This window comes from Arthrobacter sp. CAN_A2 (assembly GCF_015752045.1).
Taxonomy (GTDB): domain Bacteria; phylum Actinomycetota; class Actinomycetes; order Actinomycetales; family Micrococcaceae; genus Arthrobacter_D.
The window spans coordinates 223881-250346 of record NZ_JADOUS010000003.1 but is presented as its reverse complement, the minus strand read 5'-3'; the positions used below and the strand labels follow the sequence as shown (position 1 = coordinate 250346).

The 26466-nt window shown below is 70.8% G+C and carries 28 protein-coding genes and 1 pseudogene; 14 read left to right on the top strand and 15 right to left on the bottom strand.

Annotated elements, in window-relative coordinates; genetic code table 11:
• Positions 1-32: 32 nt before the first annotated feature.
• The 5 genes and pseudogenes from IWX63_RS05595 to IWX63_RS16740 form a co-directional block, all read right to left on the bottom strand.
• Positions 33-506, bottom strand: a complete 474-nt coding sequence (locus IWX63_RS05595; protein WP_199277159.1) for a VOC family protein — start codon at positions 504-506, stop codon at positions 33-35.
• A gap of 9 nt (positions 507-515) precedes the next feature.
• Positions 516-896: a fluoride efflux transporter CrcB gene (crcB, locus tag IWX63_RS05590; RefSeq protein WP_199277158.1), complete on the bottom strand. Its 381-nt coding sequence runs from the start codon at positions 894-896 to the stop codon at positions 516-518.
• Complete coding sequence (locus IWX63_RS05585) at positions 893-1366, bottom strand: fluoride efflux transporter FluC (RefSeq protein WP_334685659.1); 474 nt, start codon at positions 1364-1366, stop codon at positions 893-895. The genes crcB and IWX63_RS05585 overlap by 4 nt, the downstream gene beginning before the upstream one ends.
• The gene (locus tag IWX63_RS05580) at positions 1359-2105 is read right to left on the bottom strand and encodes a dienelactone hydrolase family protein (RefSeq protein ID WP_199277157.1); all 747 of its coding nucleotides are present in this window, start codon (positions 2103-2105) and stop codon (positions 1359-1361) included. Before IWX63_RS05580 ends, IWX63_RS05585 begins: the two co-directional genes overlap by 8 nt.
• Positions 2106-2266: 161 nt before the next feature.
• Positions 2267-2371, bottom strand: a pseudogene (locus IWX63_RS16740) (cytoplasmic protein); the annotation flags it as partial.
• Between the two features lie 113 nt (positions 2372-2484).
• On the opposite strand from IWX63_RS16740, the gene IWX63_RS05575 reads away from it, so the two are divergent.
• From IWX63_RS05575 to IWX63_RS05550, 6 genes are all read left to right on the top strand, one after another.
• Positions 2485-3102 (top strand): rhodanese-like domain-containing protein, encoded by a 618-nt coding sequence (locus tag IWX63_RS05575; RefSeq protein ID WP_199277156.1) that lies wholly within the window; start codon positions 2485-2487, stop codon positions 3100-3102.
• Complete coding sequence (locus IWX63_RS05570) at positions 3099-3857, top strand: sulfite exporter TauE/SafE family protein (protein ID WP_199277155.1); 759 nt, start codon at positions 3099-3101, stop codon at positions 3855-3857. Before IWX63_RS05575 ends, IWX63_RS05570 begins: the two co-directional genes overlap by 4 nt.
• Positions 3858-3880: 23 nt before the next feature.
• Positions 3881-4222 carry a rhodanese-like domain-containing protein gene (locus IWX63_RS05565; RefSeq protein ID WP_199277154.1) on the top strand — a complete coding sequence of 114 codons (342 nt, stop codon included), beginning with the start codon at positions 3881-3883 and terminating at the stop codon, positions 4220-4222.
• 26 nt (positions 4223-4248) lie between these two features.
• Entirely contained in the window at positions 4249-4545 is a 297-nt protein-coding gene (locus tag IWX63_RS05560; protein ID WP_199277153.1) for a rhodanese-like domain-containing protein, read from the top strand.
• Between the two features lie 54 nt (positions 4546-4599).
• Complete coding sequence (locus IWX63_RS05555) at positions 4600-4962, top strand: thioredoxin family protein (protein ID WP_199277152.1); 363 nt, start codon at positions 4600-4602, stop codon at positions 4960-4962.
• A gap of 332 nt (positions 4963-5294) precedes the next feature.
• Complete coding sequence (locus IWX63_RS05550; protein ID WP_199277151.1) at positions 5295-6704, top strand: MBL fold metallo-hydrolase; 1410 nt, start codon at positions 5295-5297, stop codon at positions 6702-6704.
• Positions 6705-7008: 304 nt separating this feature from the next.
• On the opposite strand, the gene IWX63_RS05545 is transcribed toward IWX63_RS05550, so the two are convergent.
• Positions 7009-7416 carry a DUF1801 domain-containing protein gene (locus IWX63_RS05545; protein WP_199277150.1) on the bottom strand — a complete coding sequence of 136 codons (408 nt, stop codon included), beginning with the start codon at positions 7414-7416 and terminating at the stop codon, positions 7009-7011.
• A 101-nt stretch (positions 7417-7517) separates the two neighbouring features.
• Between IWX63_RS05545 and IWX63_RS05540 the strand changes: the two genes are divergently transcribed.
• Positions 7518-8054 carry a GNAT family N-acetyltransferase gene (locus tag IWX63_RS05540; protein ID WP_334685658.1) on the top strand — a complete coding sequence of 179 codons (537 nt, stop codon included), beginning with the start codon at positions 7518-7520 and terminating at the stop codon, positions 8052-8054.
• Between the two features lie 35 nt (positions 8055-8089).
• Here IWX63_RS05540 and IWX63_RS05535 read toward each other — a convergent pair whose 3' ends face one another.
• On the bottom strand, positions 8090-9958 hold the full coding sequence (locus IWX63_RS05535; protein WP_199277149.1) for a glycogen debranching N-terminal domain-containing protein: 1869 nt from the start codon (positions 9956-9958) through the stop codon (positions 8090-8092).
• Positions 9959-10115: 157 nt separating this feature from the next.
• Here IWX63_RS05535 and IWX63_RS05530 point away from each other — a divergent pair, with 157 nt between their 5' ends.
• The 6 genes from IWX63_RS05530 to IWX63_RS05505 all read left to right on the top strand — a co-directional run bounded on the left by IWX63_RS05530 (position 10116) and on the right by IWX63_RS05505 (position 16079).
• A complete protein-coding gene (locus tag IWX63_RS05530) occupies positions 10116-11186 on the top strand; it encodes a LacI family DNA-binding transcriptional regulator (RefSeq protein ID WP_199277148.1) in 1071 nt (356 codons plus the stop codon).
• Between the two features lie 29 nt (positions 11187-11215).
• The gene (locus tag IWX63_RS05525) at positions 11216-12481 is read left to right on the top strand and encodes a sugar ABC transporter substrate-binding protein (RefSeq protein WP_442859099.1); all 1266 of its coding nucleotides are present in this window, start codon (positions 11216-11218) and stop codon (positions 12479-12481) included.
• Between the two features lie 106 nt (positions 12482-12587).
• Positions 12588-13739, top strand: coding sequence for a carbohydrate ABC transporter permease (locus IWX63_RS05520; RefSeq protein WP_442859098.1), 1152 nt, complete (start codon positions 12588-12590; stop codon positions 13737-13739).
• On the top strand, positions 13736-14644 hold the full coding sequence (locus tag IWX63_RS05515) for a carbohydrate ABC transporter permease (RefSeq protein WP_199277147.1): 909 nt from the start codon (positions 13736-13738) through the stop codon (positions 14642-14644). Before IWX63_RS05520 ends, IWX63_RS05515 begins: the two co-directional genes overlap by 4 nt.
• Before the next feature lie 96 nt (positions 14645-14740).
• Complete coding sequence (locus IWX63_RS05510; RefSeq protein ID WP_199277146.1) at positions 14741-15055, top strand: hypothetical protein; 315 nt, start codon at positions 14741-14743, stop codon at positions 15053-15055.
• A gap of 145 nt (positions 15056-15200) precedes the next feature.
• Entirely contained in the window at positions 15201-16079 is an 879-nt protein-coding gene (locus IWX63_RS05505) for a polysaccharide deacetylase family protein (protein ID WP_199277145.1), read from the top strand.
• A gap of 23 nt (positions 16080-16102) precedes the next feature.
• Here the strand turns inward: IWX63_RS05505 and IWX63_RS05500 are convergent, their stop codons facing one another.
• On the bottom strand, positions 16103-16363 hold the full coding sequence (locus IWX63_RS05500; protein ID WP_199277144.1) for a DUF2630 family protein: 261 nt from the start codon (positions 16361-16363) through the stop codon (positions 16103-16105).
• A 165-nt stretch (positions 16364-16528) separates the two neighbouring features.
• Positions 16529-17455: an aldose 1-epimerase family protein gene (locus tag IWX63_RS05495; RefSeq protein ID WP_199277246.1), complete on the bottom strand. Its 927-nt coding sequence runs from the start codon at positions 17453-17455 to the stop codon at positions 16529-16531.
• A gap of 212 nt (positions 17456-17667) precedes the next feature.
• Between IWX63_RS05495 and IWX63_RS05490 the strand changes: the two genes are divergently transcribed.
• Entirely contained in the window at positions 17668-18936 is a 1269-nt protein-coding gene (locus tag IWX63_RS05490; RefSeq protein WP_199277143.1) for an FAD-binding protein, read from the top strand.
• A 13-nt stretch (positions 18937-18949) separates the two neighbouring features.
• On the opposite strand, the gene IWX63_RS05485 is transcribed toward IWX63_RS05490, so the two are convergent.
• From IWX63_RS05485 to IWX63_RS05460, 6 genes are all read right to left on the bottom strand, one after another.
• Positions 18950-19813 (bottom strand): MBL fold metallo-hydrolase, encoded by an 864-nt coding sequence (locus IWX63_RS05485; protein WP_199277142.1) that lies wholly within the window; start codon positions 19811-19813, stop codon positions 18950-18952.
• A gap of 180 nt (positions 19814-19993) precedes the next feature.
• Positions 19994-20617 (bottom strand): membrane protein YczE, encoded by a 624-nt coding sequence (gene yczE / locus IWX63_RS05480; protein ID WP_199277141.1) that lies wholly within the window; start codon positions 20615-20617, stop codon positions 19994-19996.
• A 157-nt stretch (positions 20618-20774) separates the two neighbouring features.
• Positions 20775-23324: an excinuclease ABC subunit UvrA gene (locus IWX63_RS05475; RefSeq protein WP_334685657.1), complete on the bottom strand. Its 2550-nt coding sequence runs from the start codon at positions 23322-23324 to the stop codon at positions 20775-20777.
• Between the two features lie 85 nt (positions 23325-23409).
• On the bottom strand, positions 23410-23793 hold the full coding sequence (locus IWX63_RS05470; protein WP_199277258.1) for a hypothetical protein: 384 nt from the start codon (positions 23791-23793) through the stop codon (positions 23410-23412).
• Positions 23794-23868: 75 nt separating this feature from the next.
• Positions 23869-25458: a dihydrolipoamide acetyltransferase family protein gene (locus IWX63_RS05465; RefSeq protein WP_199277139.1), complete on the bottom strand. Its 1590-nt coding sequence runs from the start codon at positions 25456-25458 to the stop codon at positions 23869-23871.
• A gap of 1 nt (position 25459) precedes the next feature.
• A complete protein-coding gene (locus tag IWX63_RS05460; RefSeq protein ID WP_334685679.1) occupies positions 25460-26458 on the bottom strand; it encodes an alpha-ketoacid dehydrogenase subunit beta in 999 nt (332 codons plus the stop codon).
• Positions 26459-26466 lie beyond the last annotated feature (8 nt).

The window sequence follows — 26466 nt, the reverse complement described above, 5'->3', positions numbered from 1 at the left end:
GACGTCGGGCCGGGCAGGCGGCAGGCCCGGGGCTATTCGGCGCCGTCGGGCCCGCGGCCGGTGGACTCCGCGTCCCCGCCGCCGGCGACGGGGCCGAGCTTTTCGAAGAGGGTCAGCTGAAGCCCTGCCGGCCCGTCCAGCCGCGCGTTCAGGGAGCGCCAGGGTGTCTCCACCGGTTCGGCGATGACCTGCGCACCGCCGTTCCGTGCCCGGTCCGTCGACGCGGAGGCATCGTCCACTTCGAGGGCCACGCGGATCCGGCGGCTGGGCCGACCGTCTGCTTCGACGGCGTCGATCAGGCGCTTCTGGGCGGGATTGGCGATCTCGAGGGTGGCCCGGCCGGCATCGAGAATGGTCACCAGGGCACCACCCCCGCCCTGGAACGCTGCCTCTTCGGGCATGCCGAGGACGTCCCGGTAGAAGGCGACGGCGTCGTCGTAGTCCTCTGCCTCCACGACGAGCCGCAGCTGACGGACGGGCGGTACCGGGCCGGTGGGAGCGCTCATGGCTGCAGCCTAGGCGAGCAGCAGCCCGGCGGACAGGCCCAGCGCGGCCGCCGCGAGCGCCGCGAGCGCCGTGCCCGCTCCCGAGAGCACGGCGGCACCGACGCGGTCCGCCTGGAGCAGGCGCACCGTCTCGCTGCTCGCCGTGCTGAAGGTGGTGTACCCGCCGAGGAAGCCCACGCCCCAGATCAGTGTCCACTCGGGTGGGAGGACGGAGATCATGCCCAGCGCAGTGAGGAGACCGAGCAGGAACGAGCCGCTGATGTTGACGGTCATGGTGCCGATGGGGACCACACCCCGGAGGGGAGCGCGGATGACGCCGTCGAGCACGAAGCGCGCCACCGCGCCCAGCCCGCCCGCGGCACCGAGCGCGAGCACCACGGCGAGGCTCACGGCCGTCCTCCCGGGAGTCCCGAGGACCGGCGGCGGACCAGGTGTCCCGCGACGACCCCGAGCGCCGTCGCCCCGAGCCCCACCAGGACGGACAGCGCGAGGTAGGCGAGGCCCGCGGCGGCCCGCCCGCCGCCCAGGAGGAGCGCGGAGTCGACGGCGAGCGCACTGTAGGTGGTGAAGCCGCCCAGGAAGCCCGTGCCGAAGAGGAGCCGGACCGCGCGACGCCGGCCCGCATCCGGCCCCCGCCGCGCCAGTGCCTCGAGGAGCAGGCCGAGGGCGAACGCCCCCGCGATGTTGGTCAGGAAGGTGTCGACCGGGAGGCCCGCCGTCTCCGGGAGAACCTCGGACAGCCCGAACCGCGCGAGGGTCCCGCCCATGCCGCCGAGGAACACCAGCCCGAGGTACTCGGGCCGGAGGTGCGGTGGCGCCTCACGCCGAGCGCGTCGGCTCAGACTCTGCGGATCAGGCAACGTACCGTGCGAGGAAGTCCAGGGTCCGGGTCCAGGCGTCCTCGGCCGCCTCGGCGCGGTAGGCGAAGCGGTTCGAGTCGTTGAAGAACGCGTGGCCCGCCCCCGGGTACACCACGGCGGTGAAATCCACGCCCGCTTCCGCCATCGCCGTCTCGAGCGCCGGCAGGCCGGCGATCAGGCCCCCGTCCTCGTCCCCGTAGAAGGCGAGGACGGGCGCCGTGATCCGGGAGAGTTCCTCGCCCGAGAAATCGGCATGGCCGTAGAACGGCGCGCAGGCGAGCAGGCGCGGCTCGTGGACGGCGAGCGAGAAGCTGTAGGTCCCGCCGAAGCAGAAACCGGTGATGCCCACGCGTCCTGCCACCTCGGCGTCGTCGTGCAGGAAGGTGAAGCAGGCCCGGACACGCTCCGTGGTGAGCACGCCGAACTCGGGATTCTGCAGCGGCGCGAGAAGCGCCCGGAGCTTCGGCTGCGCCTCGTTGCGGGCCGCCTCGTCCGGCCCGAAGAGGGCCTCGCCGAGCCCTGCGGTGGTCTCCTCGGTGATGCCCTGGTCGGCCAGGAGATCGGGGGCGACGACGACGTAGCCTTCACGGGCGAAGCGGTCGGCGACATCGCGGGTGTGGGAGACGAGTCCCCACACCTCATGGATGAGGACGAGGCCGCCCCGCACCGGTCCGTCGGGTCGCGCCACGTAGGCGGAGAGTGGGCCGGTGGTGGTCGGTATGTCCTGGAGCGGGCTCATCCGCCTAGGTTTGCACGCTTGGTGATGCGGCGCCAACCGCCCGCGCGGTGGTCAGCGGTGACGGGCCGGAAGATCTCCCGGAGACCCGGCCCGTGAACGAGGGAGGATCGTGCGACGTGTGCCTTTCAGGATCTCTCCGGGCATCCTCGGACGGGGCGCTGTCAGGCGAGGGACAGGAAGAGCTTCTCGAGGTCCTTCCTGTCCATGCTCGCGTCCTTCCGGAGGCGGCACTGCTCCAGGCCCGTGGCGATGATGGCGAACCCTTTCTCCGAGGTCGAGGGACTCCGTACCTTATACCCCAGGGGGTATTTTGACTACCCCCGGGGGTATCTGCGATACTCGGGGGGGTATTCATCTTCCCCCTACCGAGAGGCCAGCAATGACTTCCCCCACCGCGGCCACAGCCGTCACCGCCCTTGCTCCCGAGACCCTGCGCACCTGGATCACCGAGCACGAGGACCTCATCGTGATCGACGTTCGATCCGCCGCCGAGTACGAGTCCATGCACATCAAGGGCTCCTACAACGTGCCCCTGCCGCTGCTGTCCGAGCACACCGATGAACTCGCCGCACGGCTGGGCTCCCGCGTGGTCCTGGTATGCCAATCCGGAGTCCGCGCCGAGCAGGCACGCCAACGCCTCGGCAAGGCCGGCATGGACAGCACCTACGTCCTCACGGGCGGGGCCCCCGGCTTCGCGGCCGCCGGCGGCGACGTCGTCCAGGGCAGGGACCGCTGGGACCTGGAGCGCCAGGTCCGTCTGGCCGCGGGCTCGCTGGTGATGCTGGGCCTGACAGGAGGCCGGTTCATCTCGCCGAAGGTCCGCGTCCTGGCCGGCGCCATCGGTACCGGTCTGACGTTCTCCGCAGCAACCAACACCTGCGCCATGGGCAAGGCCCTCTCGGTGATGCCCTGGAACAGGGCGACGACGGAACCCACCCGCGAGAGCGCCATCCTTCAGCTCCCCGTTCCCGCGACCGACGGAGCCGCAGCGGCATGATTGCGGCCCTGCTCCTGGGGCTCCTCGTCGGTATCGTCCTGGGCGTAGTGGGCGGCGGCGGGTCGATCATCGCCGTTCCGGCCCTGGTGTACGGGATAGGCATGAGCCCGGCCCAGGCGATCCCGACCTCGCTCCTGGTCGTGGGGCTCTCCTCCCTGGCCGCGTTGCTGCCCCGTATCCGCGAAGGCCTGAACTGGCCCGTGATCGCCCTGGTCGGAGCAGCGGGCATCCCTGCGGCCTGGGGTGGGGCGGCCGTGGGCCGGCTCGTGGACCCCGACATCCTGATGCTGGCATTCGCACTGATCATGGTGGTCGCCGGCATCCGGATGCTCGTCGCGACCCGCGAGAGCGAGGGCTCCTGCAGCACCGGTCCCACCCGGGCTTTCCGGACCTGCGCACCCAAGGCGGTGGCAGTGGGCCTGCTCGTAGGCTTCCTCACCGGCATGCTGGGTGTAGGCGGCGGCTTCCTCATCACCCCGGCCCTGACGATCTTCCTCGGCCTGCGCATGAAACAGGCAGTCGGCACGTCCCTGGCGATCATCGTCATCAACTCCGCCGCAGGTTTCAGCGCCCACGCCGCCGGATACACGATCGATTGGCCGACCACGCTGACCTTCGCCGTCCCGGCCATCCTCGGCTCGATGGTCGCCGCCCGGTTCGCCCGACGACTGAAGGACAAACACATCCGCGTCTCGTTCGCGGCACTCATCTTCGCCGTGGCGGCGTGGGTCACCGCCAGCACTGTCACCGCCTGACCCCTCACCGATAGGAGAACACCATGGGCCTCTTGAATTCCCTGAAGAAAGCCTTCGCCAAGCCCTACAGGACGATCTCGGTCGCCGAAGCCAAGGAGCTCCTGTCCTCGGGCGCCACCCTCGTCGATGTCCGGTCAGTCCAGGAATGGCGCTCCGGTCGGGCACCGAAGCCCAAGCACGTCCCCCTGGACCGACTCCAGGCAAGCACTGCCGGAATCCCGCAGGGCCGGCCGGTGATCGCCATGTGCCAGTCCGGAGTCCGCTCCGCATCGGCGGCACAACTGCTGGCAGCCAAGGGCTACGAAGCCTTCTCCCTCCGCGGCGGGATGACAGCCTGGCGGCAAGCCGGCGAAACCGTCCGCTGAGAACACCACCCTCGAAGGAGAATCCAATGGCTGAAATCACCATCACGGAAACCGAACAACGACGCCCTACCGCCCGCATCCTCGACGTCCGCGAGGACTTCGAGGTCGTGGAGGGCATGATTCCCGGTGCCCTGCACATCCCCATGGGCCAGTTGCAGGCACGCCTGCCCGAGCTGGACCCCTCGATCCCGATCATCGCCGTCTGCCGCAGTGGAAACCGCTCCGCCAGCGTCGCCGACGCCCTCAACGGTGCCGGCTTCACCGCGGACACCATGGCCGGCGGCATGACCGCCTGGACCCGCGCGGGCTTCCCCACCACCTGAGCCCTCAGGACCACCACGACACCCCGTCCCACACCCGGAAGGACACAAAAGACCATGACAACCATCGACGTCACGGAACAAAGCCTCGCTGAGACCCTGGAGAAGAACGACATCGTCTTCGTCGACTTCTGGGCAGCATGGTGCGGCCCCTGCCGCATGTTCGCCCCCACCTACGGAGCCGCCGCGGAAAGGCACCCGGATATCGTCTTCGCCAAGGTGGACACCGAAACCGAGCAGGCCCTCGCCGCAGCGGCGAGCATCACCTCCATCCCGACCCTGATGGCCTTCAAGGACAAGACACTGGTCTTCTCCCAGCCCGGGGCCCTGAACGCCGCGGGGCTGGAGGAGGTCGTCCAGGGCGTGAAGAACCTGGACCTGGACAAACTCCGCACGGATGCAGCCCGGCACCAGGCCTGAGGCGGGATACCCGCCCGAACCGTTGCGCATCATCACGGACGACGGACTCGCGGTCCTCCGGCCCGGCGCCGCACCGGCGGACGTCCGGAGCGGGGTCACCGAGTGGTACCGCTGCGGCCACCGCGTCACCTGCACGCCGCCGCCGGAGAATCGACCGCACGCGCGGCGGCGGCACGCCCCCTCATCCATCGTGGACCGGCTCCGCCGCCGGCCCACGAGCAGTTCCCGACCTGCCGCAGCCCACTTGCGGTATACCCCTAGGGGTATTACGCTGAAGGAGAGCTAGATACCCCAGGGGGTATCGAGCACCGCCCCGACCGAAGGAGTACCCGATGCTGATCGAACGCATTTACGACGAGGACCTCGCCCAGGCCAGCTACCTGATCGGCTGCCAGGCCAACGGGACGGCGGTCGTCGTCGACGGCCGCCGCGACATCGCCGTCTACCAGGACCTCGCCGCGAAGAACAACATGAGGATCGTGGCCGTCACCGAGACCCACATCCACGCGGACTACCTCTCGGGCACCCGCGAACTGGCCGCCGCCACCGGTGCGACGATCTACGTCTCCGGCGAAGGCGGACCGGACTGGCAGTACGCCTTCGACGGGACCCGCCTGTTCGACGGCGACGCGATCACCGTCGGCAACATCAGCATCCAGGCCGTCCATACGCCCGGGCACACCCCCGAGCACCTGTCCTTCCTCGTCACCGACGGCGCGTTCAGCGACCAGCCCGGCTACCTGCTCTCAGGGGACTTCGTGTTCTCCGGGGACCTCGGCCGCCCCGACCTCCTCGATGAAGCCGCGGGCGGCGTCGATACCCGCTTCGAGGGGGCGAAGCAGCTGTTCCGGAGCCTGCAGGAGAAGTTCCTGACCCTGCCCGACTACGTGCAGGTCCACCCCGCCCACGGCGCCGGCAGCGCCTGCGGCAAGGCCCTGGGCGCGATCCCGTCCTCCACCGTCGGCTACGAGCGGCTCTACTCCTGGTGGGGCCCCTACCTCGCGGCGAACGACGAGCAGGGCTTCATCGACGAACTCCTCGACGGCCAGCCCGACGCCCACGCCTATTTCGGCCGGATGAAGCGCGAGAACCGCGACGGCCCCGCCATCATGGGCGAGCGCGCACCCCTGACCGAACTCGACCAGGACGACGTCGCCAAGGGTATTGCCGCGGACACGGTCACGTTCATCGACACCCGCACCGCCGACGAGGTGCACACCGGGACCGTGGCGGGGTCCCTGAACATCCCCGCACGCCCCACGCCCGCCACACACGGTGCCTGGGTCGTCAACCCCGAGACCGACAACAACCCGCTGGTCCTGCTCGCCTCCGGCCAGGACCAGGCCCAGGAGCTGTGGGACCACCTGGTCCGCGTCGGTATCGATAACGTCGCCGGGTACGTCACCAGCCTCGACGGACTACCCGCCACCACCCCGAAGCTGATCCAGCCCGCCGAGCTCGAGGGTTTCGACACCGCCATGGTGCTGGATGTCCGGAACCGCACCGAACACACCGCAGGACACATCCCGGGCGCCCACCAGCTCAATGGCGGACGCGTCATGTGGCACCTCGACGAACTCCCCGCCGACGGCACCATCGTCAGCTACTGCCAGAGCGGACTCAGGAACTCGGTCGCCGCAAGCGCCCTCCGCCGGGCCGGCTACGACGTCGTCGAACTCGACGGCAGCTACGCGGCCTGGACCGCCTCGCAGCAGGCACGGGAAACCGTGTCCGCCAACTGAACAGGTCTCCCTGGACACAGGCCATGGCGGCGGCACGGTGGACCCGGCCGCCGCCATCGCTCTGCCCCCGACCATGCTGCCGCCTTTGCGCTGTCCGGCAATGGACAGCACCGCGCGCCGGACGTTAGAGGGAGCTGGTCCAGGTACAGGTCACGTCGAGTATTGGCGGCACTGCGCAAGGCGCTGCCCAACAAGCCCGGTTCCGCCGTCCCGCCGCGTGGATCAGCAGACCCTTCATGTCCATGGCTGGGCGGACCTCAGGAGTGGGGGGGGCGAGCCCCACCCCTCATGGATGGGGACGGGCTCATCGGCCTGGGTTGGCATGCTTGGTGATGCTGCGCCAACCGCCGGCGCGATTGTCGGCGATGACGGCCCGGAAGATCTCCCGGAGCGCGTCCTCGGCGACCGGATGGTCCTCGTAGACGGCGATCGTCCGGCCTGTCGCGTTGCCGTGGCCCCCGGTGATGATGCCGTGCGGGTCGGGGGCCAGGCCGCCGTCGTAGAGGAAGACATCGACGTGGTCCCTGGTGGCGAGAAGAGCGCACACGTTGCCGTGGAGCACGAAGTGGGGCTGACGGGTGCGCTTGATCGTCTCCTCGACGTCAGGATCGGCCTCGTGCGCCACCCGGCGGACGGTGCGGCAGATCTCCTGCTGCCAGGCGGGCAGGGCGGCGATGTAGTCGTCGATACGGGCGTCAGGGGCTCCGGCCATGTGCACAGTCTGCCAGCGGGGGAAGCAGCAGGAAGGGCCGAGGGAGCCTGCACCCACCACCGTGACCGAGGGCGCCGGACACCCCGGACTACAGTTGCCGGGTGCCCTCCCCCACCTTGCCATCCGGCGTGACCATGCGCGGGCTGTCGGCGGTCGACGCCGCCGCCCTCGCCCGGGCATACCGGGACAACCGGGAGCACCTCGCACCGTGGGAGCCGCTGCGGGACGACGCCTTCTTCGCCGAGGCGGGCCAGGCCGAGCAGATCACGCGGCGACTCGAGGGCCTGGCGGCCGGCACCGACGTGCTGTGGGTCCTGGTGGCGGACGAGCGGATCGTCGGCACGATGACCCTGTCCGGCATCGTCCGCGGCCCGTTCCTCAGCGCCCATGTGGGCTACTGGGTCGACGCGCGGATGCAGGGCCGGGGCGTCTGCTCGGCCGCCCTGCAGGCAGCGTTGCAGCATGCCCGGGACGAGCTGGGACTGCATCGCGTCGAGGCGTCCGTCCTGCCGCGCAACGCTGCGTCGACCGCGGTCCTGCACCGGGCGGGATTCGGCCTCATCGGGACGGCGCCGTCCTACCTCCGCATCGCCGGGACCTGGCAGGACCACCTGCTGTACCAGCGCCTCCTGCACTGAGGCGCCGACCCGTCGACCCCCGGAGACGCCGGGCATCAGAGCGCGCCGAGCGCCTGCGCGATCGGCACGGCGGAGGCTGCGGCCCACGCCTGCGGACGGCACGACGCCGGGTAGGGCACCGGCCGCTCGACGTCGTCGGCCGCATGCCCCGAGAAGAGTTCGGGCAGCCGCCAGTCGAAGCCCTCGGCGGCATCGAGCAGCCCGAGCGCGAGGACCGCGGCCTCGTCCGCGAAGCCCGCCCGCAGCATCCCGCTGATGATCATGCCGGTATCGTGGCTCCACACGGACCCGGCATGGTACCGCGTGGGCCAGAAGCCCCCATTCGTCGTCGAGACCGTCCGGATGCCGAAGCCCGAGAACATCGTCGGGTCCAGCAGCCGAGCGACCACCACGGCTTCCTCCTCGGCCGTGAGGATCCCCGTACCGAGGAGGTGGCCCATGTTGCTCGTCACGCCGTCGACGGCGCGCTTCTGCGCATCGAGGGCAATCGCCGGGTAGCGGCCGGTGTCATCCGAGCACCAGAACGAGTCCCTGAAGCGCTCCGCCAGCGAGCCCGCGTAGCTGCGCCAGCCGTCCGCGCCAGGGCGGCCGAAGGCCTCGAGCAGGGCCGCTCCCCCGAGGGCCGCCTCGTAGGCGTAGCCCTGGACCTCGCTCAGCGCGATCGGCCCCTCGGCGAGGGAGCCGTCGTGCCAGCGGATCGAATCACCGGAGTCCTTCCAGCCCTGATTGGCCAGGCCGTGTCCGCTCGTGTCGAGATACTCGAGGAAGCCGTCGCCGTCCGAGTCCCCGAAGTCGCGCAGCCAGGCCAGCGCCTTCTCGAGCGGATCGAGGAGGTGCTCGACGACGTCGTCGTCGAGGCCCGCGCGCCAGGCGTCGTGGAGCAGCATGATCCACAGCGGCGTGGCGTCGATGGTGCCGTAGTAGACCGGCGGCAGCGCGATCCCGGTGCCGCCCTCCTCGAACTGGAGCGTGCCGCGGCGCACCTCGTGGAGGATCTTGCCCGGCTGCTCGGCCGTGGAGGCATCACTGACGGCGCCCTGCCGGGAGGCGAGGGCGGCGAGCGTCGAGCCGGCGAGCTCCGTGGACACCGGGAGCAGCATGCGCGCGGCGATAAGGGAGTCACGGCCGAACATCGTGAAGAACCAGGGCGCGCCTGCAGCGAGGAACGTCGCTGCAGGCTCATCCGCCGAGGCCATGCGGAGGCCGTTGAGGTCCGAGATGGAGCGGCGCAGCAGGTGATCGAGGCGGCGATCCCCCACCGCCGGCACCTGCAGGGGTCCGGTGGTGGGAGCGATCATCGGGGCACCCGCGTCCCGCAGCGCCAGCGACCAGACCACTTCTGCCGCCGATCCCGGGTCGACGGTGACCAGCCACCGGAGGTCGATCACGCCGCCGTCGAAGGAGACGGACGCCGTGCCGGGATCGAGCACGGCGGAGGTGTCGTCGTTACGCCAGTTCCACTGCAGCCCGTCGACCCGGAGCGGCGCGCCGGGCCCCTGGCCGGACTTCACCTTCTCCATCGGCGTGCTGTCCGCCGTGAGGCTGCAGGCGAGCGCCACGGTCAACGGTTCATCGAGAGCGGACTCGATCCGCAGGACCTCGCGGACACCCTCCGCGGACGCCGTCCGGGTGCGTGTGAGCTGCACGAGCGGATCCGCGCCGGCATTCTCGATCCGGACCATTGCCAGGAAGTCCACCCGGCGAGCCGACCTCACCTGGGCGCTGACCCACTCCGGTTCCGTACCGTCCACCGTCAGCACGGCCCGGCTGATCACTCGGTCGTCCCCGCAATGGATGCCCTGCGCACCTGTGGCACGGATTTGGCCGTGGGGATCCGACCACGCCTGGATGGGTGCGCTGAACACGCCGGTCAGATCGTGCAGGAAAGGCTGGAGGTGCGCCATCGGAGCTCCTTGTGGTTGGTCCAGTCGTCCACCCTCGCAGGGGATTCACACTGTTGGATCGTTCAAATTAGTCGCTGACAGCCTATTTGAACGTTCATATGGTTGTAAACACGCACCGACCGCCGGCGCCCGACCCGATGACGAGGAGGACGAACCCATGACGAAGACCACCCTGGTTTCCCTCGCTGACTCCCTCGGCGTATCACGGCAGACCATCTCGAACGTCATCAACGCCCCGCACCGGGTGAAGCCGGAGACCCGCGCCCGGGTCGAGGCGGCGATCGCGGCCAGCGGCTACCGCCCCAGCGCGGCAGCCCGGCAGTTGCGGACCCGCCGCTCCATGAACCTCGGCCTGCGACTCATGCCGGTTCACGACGGCATCAACGGCTCCATCCTCGACCGCTTCCTGCACTCCCTGACGGAGACCGCGCAGCGCGAGGGCTACCGGCTGACGCTGTTCTGCGCCGACTCCGACACCGACGAGATCCGCCAGTACGAGGAACTGCTCCAGGTCTCCGACATCGACGGGTTCGTCCTCACCGGCACCCACCACGGCGACCGCCGGACCGCCTGGCTCCTCGACCACGACGTCCCCTTCGCCGCCTTCGGCCGGCCCTGGGACGACGCCGAGGATCCCCTCCGGAGCAGGCACGCGTGGGTCGACGTCGACGGCGGGGCCGGGACGGCCGAGGCCACCGCCGCCTTCCTCGGTGAGGGCCACGAGTCCATCGGGTTCCTCGGCTGGCCGACCGGGTCGGGGGCCGGCGACGATCGCCGTGCGGGCTGGCAGCGCACCCTCGCGGCCGCCGGCGTCGGACCCGGCCGCATCCAGGAACTGACGGCGTCCATCGACGACGGCGTACAGACGGGGGCAGTGGCGGCCCGCCACCTCCTGGCAGCAGGCGCGACGGCGATCGTCTGCGTGAGCGACTCCCTCGCACTGGGCGCCGCCATGCAGCTGCGCCTGGCCTTCCCCGGCATACCGGCGGCCGTGACGGGCTTCGACGACACCCCGGTGGCCGCTGCCGTCGGGCTGTCGAGCGTCGCCCAACCCATCGAGGACGCCGCCCGCCACGCGATCGCCGTCCTCACCCACCAGCTTGCGGAAACGACCACGGGAGGCGCGGGCGGCCTGGCGCCGGAGCAGCACCTGCTGCTCCCGGCGACGCTCGTCCGGCGCATCCCCTATCCCATCGACACCGGCATCCCCACCGCCGGCACCACCTGACAGCACCCCACCGAAGAAGGACACAGACAATGATGACTGGCACTCCACGAAGCTCCCGACGCCTTGCCGCCGCAACCCTGGTGGCCGTAGGCGCACTGGCACTGACCGCCTGCGGCGGGTCGGGCTTCTCCAACGCCGGCGAGGGCTCGGGCGACCAGACCGAGGCCACGGACGCTCCCCTGACCGTCCTGATCGGATCCTCGGGCACCGCCGAGACGGACGCCGTGACCGAGGCAGTGTCCTCGTGGTCCGCAGAGTCCGGCACCGACGCGACCGTGAACGTCGCCTCGGACCTCCCGCAGCAGCTCAGCCAGGGCTTCGCCTCCGGCAAGCCCGCCGACGTCTTCTACGTCTCCGCGGACTCCTTCGCCGGCTACGCGGCCAACGGTTCGCTCGAACCCTACGCGGAGGACCTCCCCGCCAAGGACGACTTCTACCCGGCGCTGCGCGAGGCGTTCACGTACGAGGACACGCTCTACTGTGCGCCGAAGGACTTCTCGACGCTGGCGCTCGTGATCAACGACGAGCTCTGGGCCGCAGCCGGCCTCTCGGAGGAGGACATCCCGACCACCTGGGACGAACTCGCGGAGACCGCGAAGACGCTGACGAAGGAAGGCACTGTCGGACTGGCCTTCAGCCCCGAATTCCAGCGCGTCGGCGCGTTCGCAGCCGCGGCCGGTGGCGGCCTGGTCACCGGCGGCGAAGCGACCGCCAACAGCCCCGAGAACGTCGAAGCGCTCACCTACGTGCAGCAGTTGCTGAACGACGGCGTGGCCAGCTACTCCTCGGACCTCGGCGCAGGCTGGGGCGGCGAAGCCTTCGGCAAGGGGCAGGCCGCCATGGTCATCGAGGGCAACTGGATCGCCGGCGCCATGAGTGCGGACTACCCGGACCTCGGCTACACCGTCGCGGAACTCCCCGAGGGTCCGGGCGGCAAGGGCACCCTGCAGTTCACCAACTGCTGGGGCATCGCCGCGGACAGCGACAACGTCGAGGGCGCACGGCAGCTCGTGGAGCAGCTGACCTCGGTCGACAGCCAGCTGGCCTTTGCGGAGGCCTTCGGCGTGATGCCGTCCGTCCAGTCCGCAGCAGATCAGTGGTCGGAGCAGTACCCGGATCTCGCTCCGTTCATCGCGGGCGGCGACTACGCCCAGAACGTCCCGGCCCAGCCCGGCGCCGTGGACGTCGTCGCCGAGCTCAACGCGCAGCTCGAGAGCCTGAAGACTGCCGATCCGCAGCAGCTCCTCGACGGCATCCAGCCGGACCTCGAGGCCGTGATCGCCGACACCCAGTAGGGCATCAAGACCCGCGGCAGCGCCCGACCCGCAGGACGGGCGTTGCCGCGGTCCACCCCTGGCCAGGCCCTCATGGCCGGCCGCACCGCTGCAAAGGAGCACCCCGGTGGCACGATCGAGTACCTCCCCCCGACGCACAGGCAGCGCCCGTCGTCGAACCTCGCGAGGGCAGCAGGGCCTCACCGGCTGGCTGTTCATCTCGCCGGTCGTGCTGATCCTCGACCTCTTCCTCGTCATCCCGGTCCTGATGGCGGCGTGGGTGAGCATGTCCGACTGGACCGGGCGCGGCAGCCCGCTCGGGGAGTCGGTCTCCTTCGTGGGCGGGGAGAACTACACCGCGATCCTCGACGGCGACGGACTGGCCTCCCGCGATTTCGGGACGTCCATCCGGAACAACCTGTACTACGTCCTGCTCGTGGTGCCCCTGCAGACCGGGCTGAGCATGTTCCTGGCGGTCCTCGTAAATCGGGAAGTGCTCCGCGGGCGGGGATTCTTCCGCACGGCGTTCTACTTCCCCTCGGTCACGAGCTCGGTGGCGATCACGGTCCTCTGGCTGTTCCTGTTCAGCTCCACCGGCGTCGTGAACCGCGTGCTCTCCTTCATCTCGGTGACCGGGCCCAACTGGTTCCAGGATCCGCGCGGTGTGATCCACCTGATCCTCGCGGCAGCCGGCATCGGGACCGCCCCGGAATCCCTGAACGAGCCCGCCTTCCTCGGCATCTCAGGGTGGGAGTGGCTCGCGGGCCCGTCCGTGGCGATGAGCGCGTTCATCCTGATGGCGATCTTCACGACGTCGGGCACCTTCATGCTGCTGTTCATCGCCGCGTTGCAGAACATCAGTGGCGAGGTGCAGGAGGCGGCTATGGTCGACGGCGCCAACGGCTGGCAGCGTTTCTGGCAGGTGACCCTGCCCATGCTGCGGCCCACCCTGTTCACCGTGCTCACGCTCGGGCTGATCGGTTCCTGGCAGGTGTTCGACCAGATCTACACCGGCACGCAGGGCGGTCCCGCGAAAACCACGCTGACCCCGGCCTACCTGTCCTTCAGCACCGCCTTCAACAACCAGCGATGGGGTGAGGGTGCCGCAATCGCATTCATCCTGTTCGCCATCATCGTGGTCCTCACGCTGCTGCAGCGCCTCGCGCTCCGCGAGCGCGACATCCCCCGGCGCCGCCGCATCGTGCCGGTGACGGTGTCATCCACCGGCGCGCGCACCGCCTCCAGCAGCGCCCTGCCCGTCAAGGAGCCGAAGCCATGAGCCAGCTCGCCACCCGTCCCGCCGCATCGACGCCTCCCCCGCAACCGACCCCGTCCGCCGCCCGGCGCCGGAAGTCCCCGGGCGTGGGGCGCAGGGCGCTGACCCTCTACGTGCTGCTGGCCGTCCTGGCCCTGATCTACATCTTCCCGTTCCTCGTCCAGGTGTCGAGCTCGTTCAAGACGGAGCCGGAGGCGGCCCAGAACCCGCTCGGGCTGATCCCCCAGAACTGGACCACCGCGGCCTACACCCAGCTCTTCGCAGCGTCGGACTTCCCCACGTGGGCGCAGAACTCCTTCATCGTCACCCTCTTCGTGACGGCGGGCCGCGTGTTCTTCAACTCCCTCGCCGGCTACGCCCTGGCTCGCATCCCGTTCCGCGGGCGGGGCCTGGTCTTCGCCCTCCTGGTGGCGATCATGGCCGTGCCCGGCGTGGTGCTGCTCATCCCGAAGTTCCTCGTCATCAACCAACTCGGCATCTACGATTCCTACGCCGGAATGGTATTGCCGCTGCTCGCGGACGCCGCAGGGGTCTTCATCATGAAGAACTTCTTCGAGTCCATCCCGGCCAGCGTCGAGGAGCAGGCGAGGATCGACGGCGCCGGGACGTTCCGGACCTTCTGGTCCGTGGTCCTCCCCATGGCCCGCCCCGCCGTCATGACCATCGTCATCCTGTCCTTCCAGGGGTCCTGGAACGAGCTGAACCACTTCATCGTGTCCACGCAGGATCCGGCGCTCACCACCCTGACGAAGGGCGTCGCCCAGCTCTCGTCGGGCCAGCTGAGCCAAGGCACGCAGTACCCGCTGAAACTCGCGGCAGCGGCCCTGATGACCGTCCCGGTGGCCATCGTCTTCTTCGTCTTCCAGAAGCGGATCATGAACGCGTCGGCGGGTGCCGTGAAGGAGTAGGGCCGGCCCTTCGGTCGATGCCGCGCCCTCTGGATCGCGTCGCCGGCCGGGGGTACCATCGGTCCCACACCACCAGTCAACGACGACGGACGTGTGATGACCACCAGGCTGCTCCTTCCCCTTGCCACCCTCAGCATCTCCCTCGGGATCTTCGCGCTCGCCGCGGGGTCCCGGTACTACCCCCTCCTCCTCATCGTCACGGGCGGCGTCCTCCTCGCCCGGCTGTGCATCCGCCCGGGCGGCCCCCGGACCCCGCCGGCTGCCATGGGTCGCGAGAAGGCCGATCCCTCTCCCCATGGACGGTTCTCCATGCCCCCCGTGGAGGGCTGCTCGCCCGAGCGCCTGCGTGAGGCGCGCGATCTCGCAGCGCGGGTCCTCGACGCGACGGGACCGCGGCAGCACCAGCCCTGACGCTGCCGGCGCGCCCGGTGACCAAAGCCTCTGCCGCTGCGCCCGAGCGCGACCGACCATGGGCATGACGGTGGCGCAAGGACGGCCGCCCCGGATCCGGGTGCATCGAGGCGACTCTCGCGGACGCCGTCCGGGGGGAGAAACCATGACGGCGACACCAGCCGGAACCGGACGGCGGCGCTCGGCCGCTATCGTCCTCACGCTCGTCCTCCTGGTGCTCACCGTGGTGCTCACCGTGGTGATCGCTGTGGTGATCGCGGGCCGCGCCGGCGGCCCACCGCCGTCGGCCGAGCCCGTGCAGACCTCGCCGGGGCCGGTCACGACCTCCCCCGGCCCGACGGCGCCCGTGCCGGAGCCGACGCCCCCACCACCCTCCACACCCTTCCCACCGTCACTGCGCGGTCAGGACCTCACGGTCATCCCCGGCGCAGGGAACGTGGTGGCACTCACCTTCGACGCCGGCGCCAATTCCGCCGGCCTGCCGAAGATCCTGTCGACCCTGTCCGCCAAGGGAGTTCCCGCCACCTTCTTCCTGACCGGGACCTGGGCCACGGCGAATCCCGGAGGTGCCGGGCAGATCACCGCGGCGGGTCACCGCGTCGCGAACCATTCCATGACGCACCCCGGCTTCACGAGCCTCTCGGATCCGCTCATCGCCCAGGAAGTGCTCGGCGCCGAGCAGACGATCCTGGCGGCCGGCGCCGATCCCCGCCCGTTCTTCCGCTTCCCCTTCGGTGAACGGGATGCACGGACGATCGCCACCGTGAACGACCTCGGCTATGTCGCCGTCCGGTGGACCGTGGACACCCTGGGATGGAAGGGCACCAGTGGCGGCATCAGCACGCAGACGGTCACGGACCGGGTTCTCGGCGGGCTCCAGCCGGGCGAGATCGTCCTCATGCATATCGGGTCCAACCCGGACGACGGCAGCACCCTCGACGCCGACGCCCTGGGCCAGGTCATCGATCAGATCAGCAGCGCCGGCTACGGCTTCGTCACCCTCGACCAGCTCGTGGGCGGTTGAGGGAGTTCCGCTCCAGCGAGACCCTAGGACCGGCTCCTCGACCGGGGCCAGTAGCCCTCCACCTGGCTGACCGGACGGACGGACGCCGAGTCGGGATTCTCCCCGTACTCCTTCTTGGCCCGGCGCTGCCGCAGCAGGTCCCAGCACTGGTCCAGGCTCTCCTCGAGGCGGCGCAGGCGTCCCTCGTTCTCGTGACCGCGGACGCTACCGGCCGCTCCCTCGCGGAGACGGTGCTCCTCCTCCACGAGGGACCGGATGGTGGACAGGATGTCCTGGTCGTCCATGCCCGGCCTCCTCCCCGTTCCTGGGGGTACCGTACCCGCGAACGGCAGACGGGACCAGAGGTTCCCGCGGCCGCGAGAGGGCCCAATGAACGGCGATCAGGCCGTGCGAGCGGTCATTTCCGCCCTCCCGACCCGAGCGACCGGGGCGACCGGAGCCGACCGGGGCTACAGCGCCGAGATGGTCCAGCCGGTCCGGTGCGTCTCCCCCGGCTCGAGGACGATCAGGTCCTCGCCGGTGTTGAAGGCGTCGGGTGGGCAGGTCATGGGCTCGACGGCGAGACCGAGGCGCGTGCTCTCCGGCTTCAGCGGCAGGTCCGCCGTGTGGATCTGGACCCACGGGCAACTCCCGCCCCACACCATCGCCGTCCCGCTGCCGTGGATCGGGTCGATGACCCGCACCGTGGCCCGGCCGTCGGCGTCGCGCTGCAGGTCGGTGAACGCGTGGTCGATCTTCACGTCGCCGAGCGCATGGGCCGCCCGGAAGTCAAACGGCGTCCCGGCGACGGGCTCCTTGGCCACGGGCAGCAGCCGGTCGGGTGTGACCGTCAGGACCGTGGCGGCGGGCAGGTCGAGCACCCACTCGTCGAGGGGCGAGGGCCCGGCGACGAGGTACGGGTGCGGGCAGACGCCGTAGGGGGCGCGCCGCGAGCCGGTGTTCGTCGCCGTGATGTCGGTGCGGAAGCCCTGCACGTCGACGCCGAAGCGCGCCTCGAGGGCCACCTCGAAGGGGTAGCCCGCGCTCGGCGCGATGGTGCACGCGAGCGTGACGGAGGACCCGGTGTGGTCCACGAGCGACCAGGGGATGTCGTGGACGAGACCGTGGAGGGCCGTGCCGCGCTCGGGTTCGTTGATGGGCAGCCGGTGATCGGCGCCGTCGAACGAGTAGCGACCGTCCTCGATGCGGTTGGGCCACGGGGCGACGAAGGCGCCGCGGAAGTTGGGCATCGCCTCCGCCGCGCCGAAGCCGACCACGAGCGGACGCCCGTCATGGGTGAGTTCGCGGACTGCGGCGCCGAGGACGAGGACGACAGCCGCGTACCCCCCGCCCTCGATCCTGTACTCGGCGGGTTCCACGGAGGTATTCGGTCTCATGGTCACGCGGTCGGGCTCCTCGAGGGTGTTCCGGGCATAGGTCCGTATCGTACAGCGACTCCGCGGCGACCCGGGGGAGCCCCGGACCGGCGGCGTCGCCGGGACGGTGCGGAGGGCCCCTGCCGGATGACTAGGATGGGCGGGCACCCCTCCGAGTGTGCCGCCCCAGCCCTGCTGTGCGCGGCCGCGACGCCGGCCAGATGAGGAAGACCATGATCGAGGAACAGGTACGGGACAGGCTCAACTGGGCGGGCAACTACGAGTACCGGGCCCGGACGATCGAGCACCCTACCTCGCTCGCCGACCTCCAGCGGACCGTCGCGGGAGCCACCCGGGTCCGGACGCTCGGCTCGCGCCATTCCTTCAATGACATCGCGGACAGCCCCGGCACCCTCGTCTGCCTGGATGCGCTCGATCCCGGGGTACGGATCGATGAGGGCGCGCTCACCGTCACGGTCGGCGCGGGCGTGCGGTACGGGGTGCTCGCGGAACACCTGCAGCGTCACGGCTTCGCCCTGCACAATCTCGCCTCACTCCCCCACATCTCGGTCGGAGGCGCCATCGCCACCGCCACCCACGGCTCGGGGAATGCGAACGGCAACCTCGCCACCGCGGTCGTCGGGCTGGAGCTCGTGACCGCGGCCGGCGACGTCCTGGTCCTGGTCTCGGGCGACGACGATTTCGACGGCGCCGTCGTGGGCCTCGGCGCCCTCGGCGTCGTCCACAGCGTGACCCTGCGCATCGAGCCCTCGTTCGACGTGCGCCAGGACGTGTTCACGGACGTCCCGTGGGACGCGGTGCTCGCGGACTACGACGCCGCCACCTCCGCCGCGTACAGCGTCAGCCTGTTCACGGACTGGTCGGGCGACACCATCGGGCAGGCGTGGCTCAAGAGCCGCGTCGACGGCGCCGGTCCCGTGCCCGGGGCGTTCCACGGCGGCACACCGGCGGACCGCGCCTACCATCCGGTGCCGGGTGTGGCCGCGGACCACTGCACGCAGCAGCTCGGCGTCCCGGGACCGTGGTCGGACCGGCTGGCCCATTTCCGCCTCGCATTCACCCCCAGCAACGGTCAGGAACTGCAGACCGAGTACCTCGTGGGCCGCGACCACGCGGTGGAGGCGATCCAGGCGGTGCGTGCCCTCGCCCCGAGGATCGCACCGCTGCTGCTGGTCTCGGAGGTGCGCTCCATGGCGGCGGACGAGCTGTGGCTCAGCAGCAACTACCGCCGCGACGGGATCGGCCTGCACTTCACCTGGAAGCCGATGCAGGCCGACGTCGAGGCGCTGCTGCCGGACCTCGAGGCGGCACTGCTCCCGCTGGGTGCCCGCCCGCACTGGGGGAAGCTGTTCGCCGCGGACGCCGCGCAGCTGGCACCGCTCTATCCCCGTTTCGAGGACTTCCGGAGCCTCGCCCGTCGCATGGATCCCGAGGGCACGTTCCGCAACGCCTTCCTGGACCGCACGGTCTTCGGCGGCTAGGCGGACGCCGGCCTCAGTGCTTGCGCGTCAGCCACTTCCAGTGCGCGAGCGTGCGCAGGCGGATGAGGAGCGCGCGGGACTGCTCGGGGCCGTACGGCAGGATCGGGATGGCCTTCGTCATGTCCACCGAGGCCTCGTCCATCGCCATCCGGGTCACCCGGATGGCGCTGCGCATCGTGTTCATCTGCGTGACGACGTCCTCGACGGCCACGGGCTCGCCGTGGCCGGGAACGAACACGTCGTAGAGGTCCTCCAGCGCCGTGACCTTGCCGAGCGTCCGCACCCAGTCCACAGGGAACGAATCCTCGAAGGCGGGGTCGGTACCCTCCTCCACGAGGTCGCCGGTGAACAGGACGTTCCCGGCACCCACGAGCAGATCGTGATCGGTGTGGCCGCGACCGAGGTGGAACAGCGTCACCGACTGTTCGCCCAGGTCGAGGTCCACGGGCTTGCCCTCCACCAGCCGGTTCGCGGCGAGGATCCGCGTGTGCTCGCCCTCGCCCGCACCCATGGCGGGTTCGACGGCGGCGACCAGTGTCCGCTGGTCCTCGCCGTTCTCGGCCTGGACGGCGCCGCACCGCGACGTGGCCCAGAACTCCTCGACGCCATGCGCGGCGAAGTAGCTGTTCCCAAAGAAGTGATCCGCATGGGCGTGCGTGTTCACGACGACGAGCGGCAGGCCGGTGACGGCCCGCACGTGGGAGTACACCTCGGCCGCACCAAGCGGTCCCGCGCCGGTATCGACGACCAGCGCCTGCTCGGAGCCGACGATGAGCCCGACATTCATCCGGAAAGCCGGGGTGCGCAGCACGTAGATGCCCGGTCCGAGCTCGCGCCACGGACTGCGGGTCTCGGCGCTGGGGGCGTCGGTGGTCATGGGGTCCTCTCTGACGGCAGGAGTTCCAGTCTAGGGCGGCGGGCATCGGACCCGGGCCGCGCGGCGCGCTGCTGGATACTGCACGGCGTCGGTGCGGTGCTCGGCCCGGCAGGCGTCCGGTGGTGCCCGGCTCGGGCGGTCCGGCCAGACGGCGGCAGGTGCCGTGCCCGGGCGGTCCGGTCAGGCGGCGACGGCGGCCGGCGCCGGGCCCTGGCGCCGTTCGGGCATGCGGAAGATCGGCAGCGCGATGTTGATCATCGGCCCGATGAGCAGGGCGAAGGCGACGGTACCGAGACCGACGGACCCGCCGAGCAGCCAGCCGAGCAGCAGCACGGTCCCCTCGATGGCCGTCCGGACCAGCCAGATCGGCAGCCCGAACCGGGCGTGGAGCCCTGTCATGAGGCCGTCGCGCGGGCCCGGGCCGAGCCGAGCGCCGATGTAGAGGCCGCTGGCAACCGCCAGCAGCACCAGTCCGCCGGTGAACAGCAGGATCCGCGCCCACAGCTGGCTGGGCTCTCCGAGCAGCGCGAGCCCGATCTCGGCACTGGGCCCTACGAGCAGGACGTTCAGCACGGTCCCGATGCCGGGACGCTGCCGGAGCGGGATCCAGAGCAGCAGGACGATGACGCCGATGATGTTGGTCATGAAGCCGAACGGGATGCCGGTCCTGAGCGATCCACCCTGCCCGAGGACGTCCCACGGCGAGACCCCGAGCGTAGCCCTGATCATCATGGCGAGCGAGAAACCGTAGAGGAAGAGGCCGATCAGGAGCTGCAGCCCGCGTCGGGCGCCGAGGAACGTCATGGTCCCAGTAGAACCGTCGGACGGCCTCACCTCAAGACGCCGCGCGTGCCGCCGTGGCGGATGCTTCGTCCCGCCGTGGACCACACCGCGCCGGCGGCGGTGGAGGACTGCCGGTGCAGGGCCACCATTCCAGCACCGCCGGTACAGGACCGCGGGGTCAGGCCCCGCCCTGTGCTCCGAGGTGTTCCGCGAGGTACGGCGCCGTCGCGCTCACGTCCGGACCGAGCCCGGCGATCTGAGCGGGCGTGCCGGCGGCCACGATCCTGCCGCCGGCGGACCCTCCCCCCGGGCCGAGGTCGATCACCCAGTCGGCGGCTGCGACGACCGCCATCGTGTGTTCGACGACGACCACCGTGTTGCCGGCCCCGACCAGCTTCCCCAGCTGCGCGAGGAGCAGGACGACATCCGCGGGATGGAGGCCGGTGGTCGGCTCGTCCAGCAGGTAGAGGGTATGGCCACGCCGTGCCCGTTGCAGTTCGGTGGCCAGCTTGATGCGCTGGGCCTCCCCTCCGGAGAGTTCGGTGGCAGGCTGCCCCAGGCGCAGGTAGCCCAGGCCCACCTCCTGCAGCGTGGCGAGCGAGCGGGCTGCCGCCGGGATGCCCCCGAGGAAGGAGGCGGCATCGTCGACGGTCATCCCGAGGACGTCCGCGACGGTGCGGCCGTCCAGCGTGACCTCGAGCGTCTCCTCGTTGTAGCGGGATCCGGCACAGGCCGGGCAGGGGCCGTAGCTCCCGGGCAGGAACAGGAGTTCCACTGCCACGAAGCCCTCGCCCTGGCAGGTCTCGCAGCGTCCACCCTGCACGTTGAAGGAGAACCGCCCGGCCCCGAAGCCCCGTGACCTCGCAGCGGGTGTCGCGGCGAACGCCTTCCGCACGGCGTCGAACAGTCCCGTGTAGGTCGCGAGATTGGAGCGCGGTGTCCGCCCGATGGGTTTCTGGTCCACGCTGACCAGGCGGTCGAAGGCCTCCAGTCCGCTGATGCCCGCCACCGTGGAGCCAGGGTCCGCCTCGTGGGCCGGCTCGGCGTCGACGGGTTCGGCGTCGGCGGGGGTGTCGTCGCGGACGTGCGCCCCGACGGCCTCCGCGAGGACCTTGCTGACGAGCGTCGACTTCCCGGATCCGGACACACCCGTCACCGCGGTCAGGACGCCCACGGGGATGGCGGCGTCGAGCCCCTGGAGGTTGTGGCGGCGGATCCCCTCGAGGCGCAGCCAGGCCGAGGGCTCCCGTCGGGCGCCGTCGACCGGCGCCGTGGGCGCGGTCCGGGCGAGGAACGGCGCGGTGAGGGAGGCCTGGACGTCGACGAGCCCGCCGGCGGGGCCGCTGTAGATGATGCCGCCCCCGCCCTCCCCGGCGAGCGGGCCGACGTCCACGATCCAGTCCGAGTGCCGGACGACGTCCATGTTGTGTTCGACGACGAACACCGAGTTCCCGGCGTCCTTCAGTGCTTCCAGGACGGCGAGGAGCGGCTCGACGTCGGCGGGGTGCAGTCCGGCGGACGGCTCGTCGAGCACGTAGACGACGCCGAACAGGCCGGACCGGAGCTGCGTGGCGATGCGCAGGCGCTGCATCTCGCCGGGCGAGAGCGTGGGGGTGGAGCGGCTCAGGCTGAGGTAGCCCAGGCCGAGGTCCACGAGGACGCCGAGCCGCTGGACGAGATCGCGGCTGATGGTGACCGAGACTTCCGTCCCCTCCCCCGAGGTCCACGACCGGTGGGCTGCGACCGGGTGCTCCAGCGTGGCCGCCGGCTCGAGGTGGGCGGCGAGGTCCGCCAGCGGGAGGGCGTTCGCCTCCGCGATCGACAGCCCGGCGAAGGTCACGGCGAGCGCCTCGGGCCGCAGGCCGCTGCCACCGCACACGCCGCACGGGCCGGACTCCATGAAGGGCAGCACGCGGTCGCGCATCTGCTGGCTCTTCGAGTCGCGGAGGGTGTGCATCACGTAGCTCTTGGCACTCCAGAAGCGCCCCTTGTACGGCTTGGCCACCCGGTCCCGCTGCGGCGTGACTTCGACGACGGGCTGCTCCTCCGTGAACAGCAGCCAGTCCCGCGCCTGCTTCGGGAGCCTCCGCCAGGGGACGTCGATGTCGTGGCCGAGCTCGCTGACGATGTCGCGGAGGTTCTTGCCCTGCCAGGCGCCCGGCCAGGCGGCGATGGCGCCCTCGCGGATGGTCAGGTCCTGGTCGGGGACGAGCGTCTCCTCGGTGACGTCCCGCGCGATCCCCAGTCCGTGGCACCGCGGACACGCTCCCCCGGCGGTGTTGGGCGAGAAGGCATCGGATTCCAGCCGTTCGACGGCGTCCGCCGGGTAGGTGCCCGCGCGGGAGTACAGCATCCTGAGCGAATTGGAGAGGGTGGTGAGTGTCCCCACGGTCGAGCGCACGCTCGGCGTGCCGCGCCGTTGCTGGAGCGCCACGGCGGGAGGGAGCCCGGTGATCGAGCCGACGTGCGGAGAGTGCCCCTGCTGGATGAGCCTGCGCGCGTAGGGTGCGACGGATTCGAGGTAGCGGCGCTGCGCCTCGGCGTAGATCGTCCCGAACGCCAGCGACGACTTGCCCGAACCGGAGACGCCGGTGAAGGCCACCACGGCGTCGCGCGGGACATCGACGTCGACGCCCCGCAGGTTGTTCTCGCTGGCACCACGGACGCTGACGAAGCCGTCCCGGGTTATGGCGGGGTGGGTGGGGGCGTTGTTCGGGGACTCGATCACCAACCCCACCCTACGGTTTTCCGATGAGCGCATGGGACCGTCCTGCCCCGCGATGGACCCGCTTGCCGATCGGGGCGGGAGGCGGCTAGGACCTCTCGGGTCCCCCGTGCCCGTCCGGCTGCTCCCGCTCTTCCGGCTGTGTGGACGCGGGCGGTGCCGAGGGGTGCTTTTGCACCGCGTAGTGGTGCCCGAGGGAGTCCGTGTGGATCTCCATGGACAGCAGCGTGCTGTCGGAGAGATCCTCTGCGGCGTCATGACGATGCACCACCGGCGTGCCCCCGTCGGTGCGCGCCGCGGGTCCGAGGAAGGTCCGAGCGGCGGTGTCGAGTCCGTCGAAGAAGGATCTGTGGGCGTGCGGCCCAGCGTGCGGCGGGTCCTGCGCCGGCCCGCCGGCGGCCGTCGACGCCCAGGTGGACGGAGGTGCGGGCTGCGGGTCGTGCTTCCTGTGATTCCGGCCGATTTTCATCATGCACCTGATTCATCGTGGGACCCACAGTCTACTCCGCCGGGCCCTCGAAGGACCCGGCGGACCGTTCCCGTCCGCCTACAGGTCGGCGAGCATCCCGCCCGGGTTCTCGATCGCGTCCGCGACGAACCGCAGGAAGCCCCCGGCGGTTCCGCCGTCGCACACGCGGTGGTCGAACGCGAGCGTCAGCTCGGTCACCTTGCGCACCGCGAGCCCACCGTCCACGACCCAGGGCCGGTCGATGATCCTGCCCATCCCGAGGATCGCCGATTCGGGGTAGTTGATGATGGCTGCGCTGCCGTCCACGCCGAACACCCCGTAGTTGTTCAGGGTGAAGGTGCCGGAGGACAGGTCCGACGGCGTGGCCTTGCCCTCGCGCGCCAGGACGGCAAGGCGGCGGATCTCGGTGTCGAGCCCCCGGGCGGACAGGGTGTCGGCCCGTCGGACGCTGGGCACTACGAGGCCCCGATCCGTCTGCGCGGCGATCCCGAGGTTCACGCCGTCCACCCGCACGATCTCCTGGGCTCCGTCGTCGGCCGTCGCGATCCGGCTGTTCAGCTCCGGGTAGCGGGCGAGGCCCGCCACGACGAACCGTGCCACGAAGGCGAGCAGGCCGGGCACGGCGTCCGGCGTGCGGCGCTTCATCGCCTCGCGCAGTTCCACGAGGGCGGTGGCGTCGACGTCGACCCAGACCGTGGCCTCGGGGATCTCGCGCCGGCTGCGGGTCATCGCGTCGGCGATGGTCCGGCGCACCCCCCGCAGCGGGCTGCGTTCGAGGACGACGAGCCCGGACCGGGAATCGAGTGGGGCGTCCGCCGGCTCGGTGGTGCCGTCCGGCGCGCGGGTCACCGGCGTTGCGCCGGGGGCGGCTTCGACGGCGACTTCGAGATCCGACGACGCCGTCCCCGCGGCGATCGCCTGCTCCACGTCGCGGCGCAGAATCATCCCCTTCTCCCCCGATCCGCGGAGATCGGTGAGCCGGACGCCGTGGTCACGCGCGAGTTTCCGGACCAGGGGCGACACACACGTCGGAGCCGTCCCGCCGTCGGGCGAAGCGGCGGACGTCGGTGCCGGTGAGGCGGCGGACGTCGGTGCCGGTGAGGCGGCGGCCGCCGGCAGGGCCGGAGCCGCAGTCGATGGCGAGGCCGGAACGGCGTCCGACGCAGCGGCAGGCGGTGCCGACACTGCGGCCCCCGGCGTCGCTCCCTTGCGCGGCCGGGTGCGGCCACCGGTGAGACCGCCGGGAGTGCCGTAACCGATGAGCACGTTCCCCGAGCCGCCGCTGTTCGCGGCTGCGTCGCCATCGTCCCCGGTGGCGGCGGCAGGGACACCGGACTCCTCGCGGAGGGCAGCCGCTGCGGGACCGGCAGTCCCCGAGATCTCGCCCGCCGGTCCGCCGTCCACGCCGTCGGGCCGGACGGAGAGGAACGGCGCACCGACCTCGAGCACTTCGCCGGGCCTGCCGTGCAGCACGGCGACGGTCCCCGCGAAGGGCGAGGGGACCTCGACGACCGACTTGGCGGTCTCGACTTCCGCGATCGGCTGGTCGACGGCCACGGTGTCGCCCTCGGCGACGAGCCAGGACACCAGCTCGGCCTCGGTCAGCCCCTCTCCGAGATCGGGAAGGGCGAACACCTGGAGCCCGGAATCGACGGCGGGTGCACTCATGTCAGTCCTCCCACTGCAGGTCGTCCACGGCGTCGAGGATGCGGTCGACGCTCGGGAGGTAGAAATGTTCGAGCTTGGGCGAGGGATACGGGATGTCGAAACCGGTCACGCGCAGCACCGGGGCGGCGAGGGAGTGGAAGCAGCGTTCCTGCACCCGGGCCACGATCTCGGACGCCACGGACGCGAAGCCCGGGGCCTCGGCGACGACGACGGCGCGCCCGGTCCGGCGGACGCTCGCGCACACGGTCTCGTCGTCGAACGGCACGATGGAGCGGAGGTCGATGACCTCGATGGACCGGCCCTCCTCGGCGGCCGCGGCGGCGGCGGCGAGCGCGGTCGGCACGGACGGCCCGTAGCTGATGAGGGTCGCGTCCGTCCCGGGGCGGGCGACGACGGCCTTGCCGATGCGGCGGGGGGCCTGTCCGGCCTCGAAGGTCCTGCGCAGCTCCGCGAGGTCGACCTCCTCCTTGGACCAGTACAGCTTCTTCGGTTCGAGGAACACCACGGGGTCCGGGGACGCTATCGCCTCACGCAGCATGAAGTAGGCGTCGCGGACGGTCGCGGGGGCGAGGACCGTCAGGCCGGGGGTGTGTGCGTAGTAGGCCTCGGAGGAATCGCAGTGGTGTTCCACGCCGCCGATGCCGCCGGCGTACGGGATCCTGATGACGAGGGGGAGGCGGACCTTGCCCTTCGTGCGGTTCGGCATCTTCGCGACGTGGCTGACCACCTGCTCGAAGGCCGGGTAGGCGAAGGCGTCGAACTGCATCTCGACGACGGGCTTCATGCCGTTCATCGCCATGCCGATGGCCATGCCCATGATGCCGGCCTCCGCGAGCGGGGTGTCGAAGCAGCGTTCCTCCCCGAAGCGGGCCGTCAGGCCGTCCGTGATGCGGAAGACGCCGCCGAGCGTCCCGACGTCCTCGCCGAACATCAGCACGGAGGCGTCGGCAGCCATGGAGTCGGCAAGGGCGGCGTTGAGGGCCTTGGCGAAGGTGGACATGATGCGTC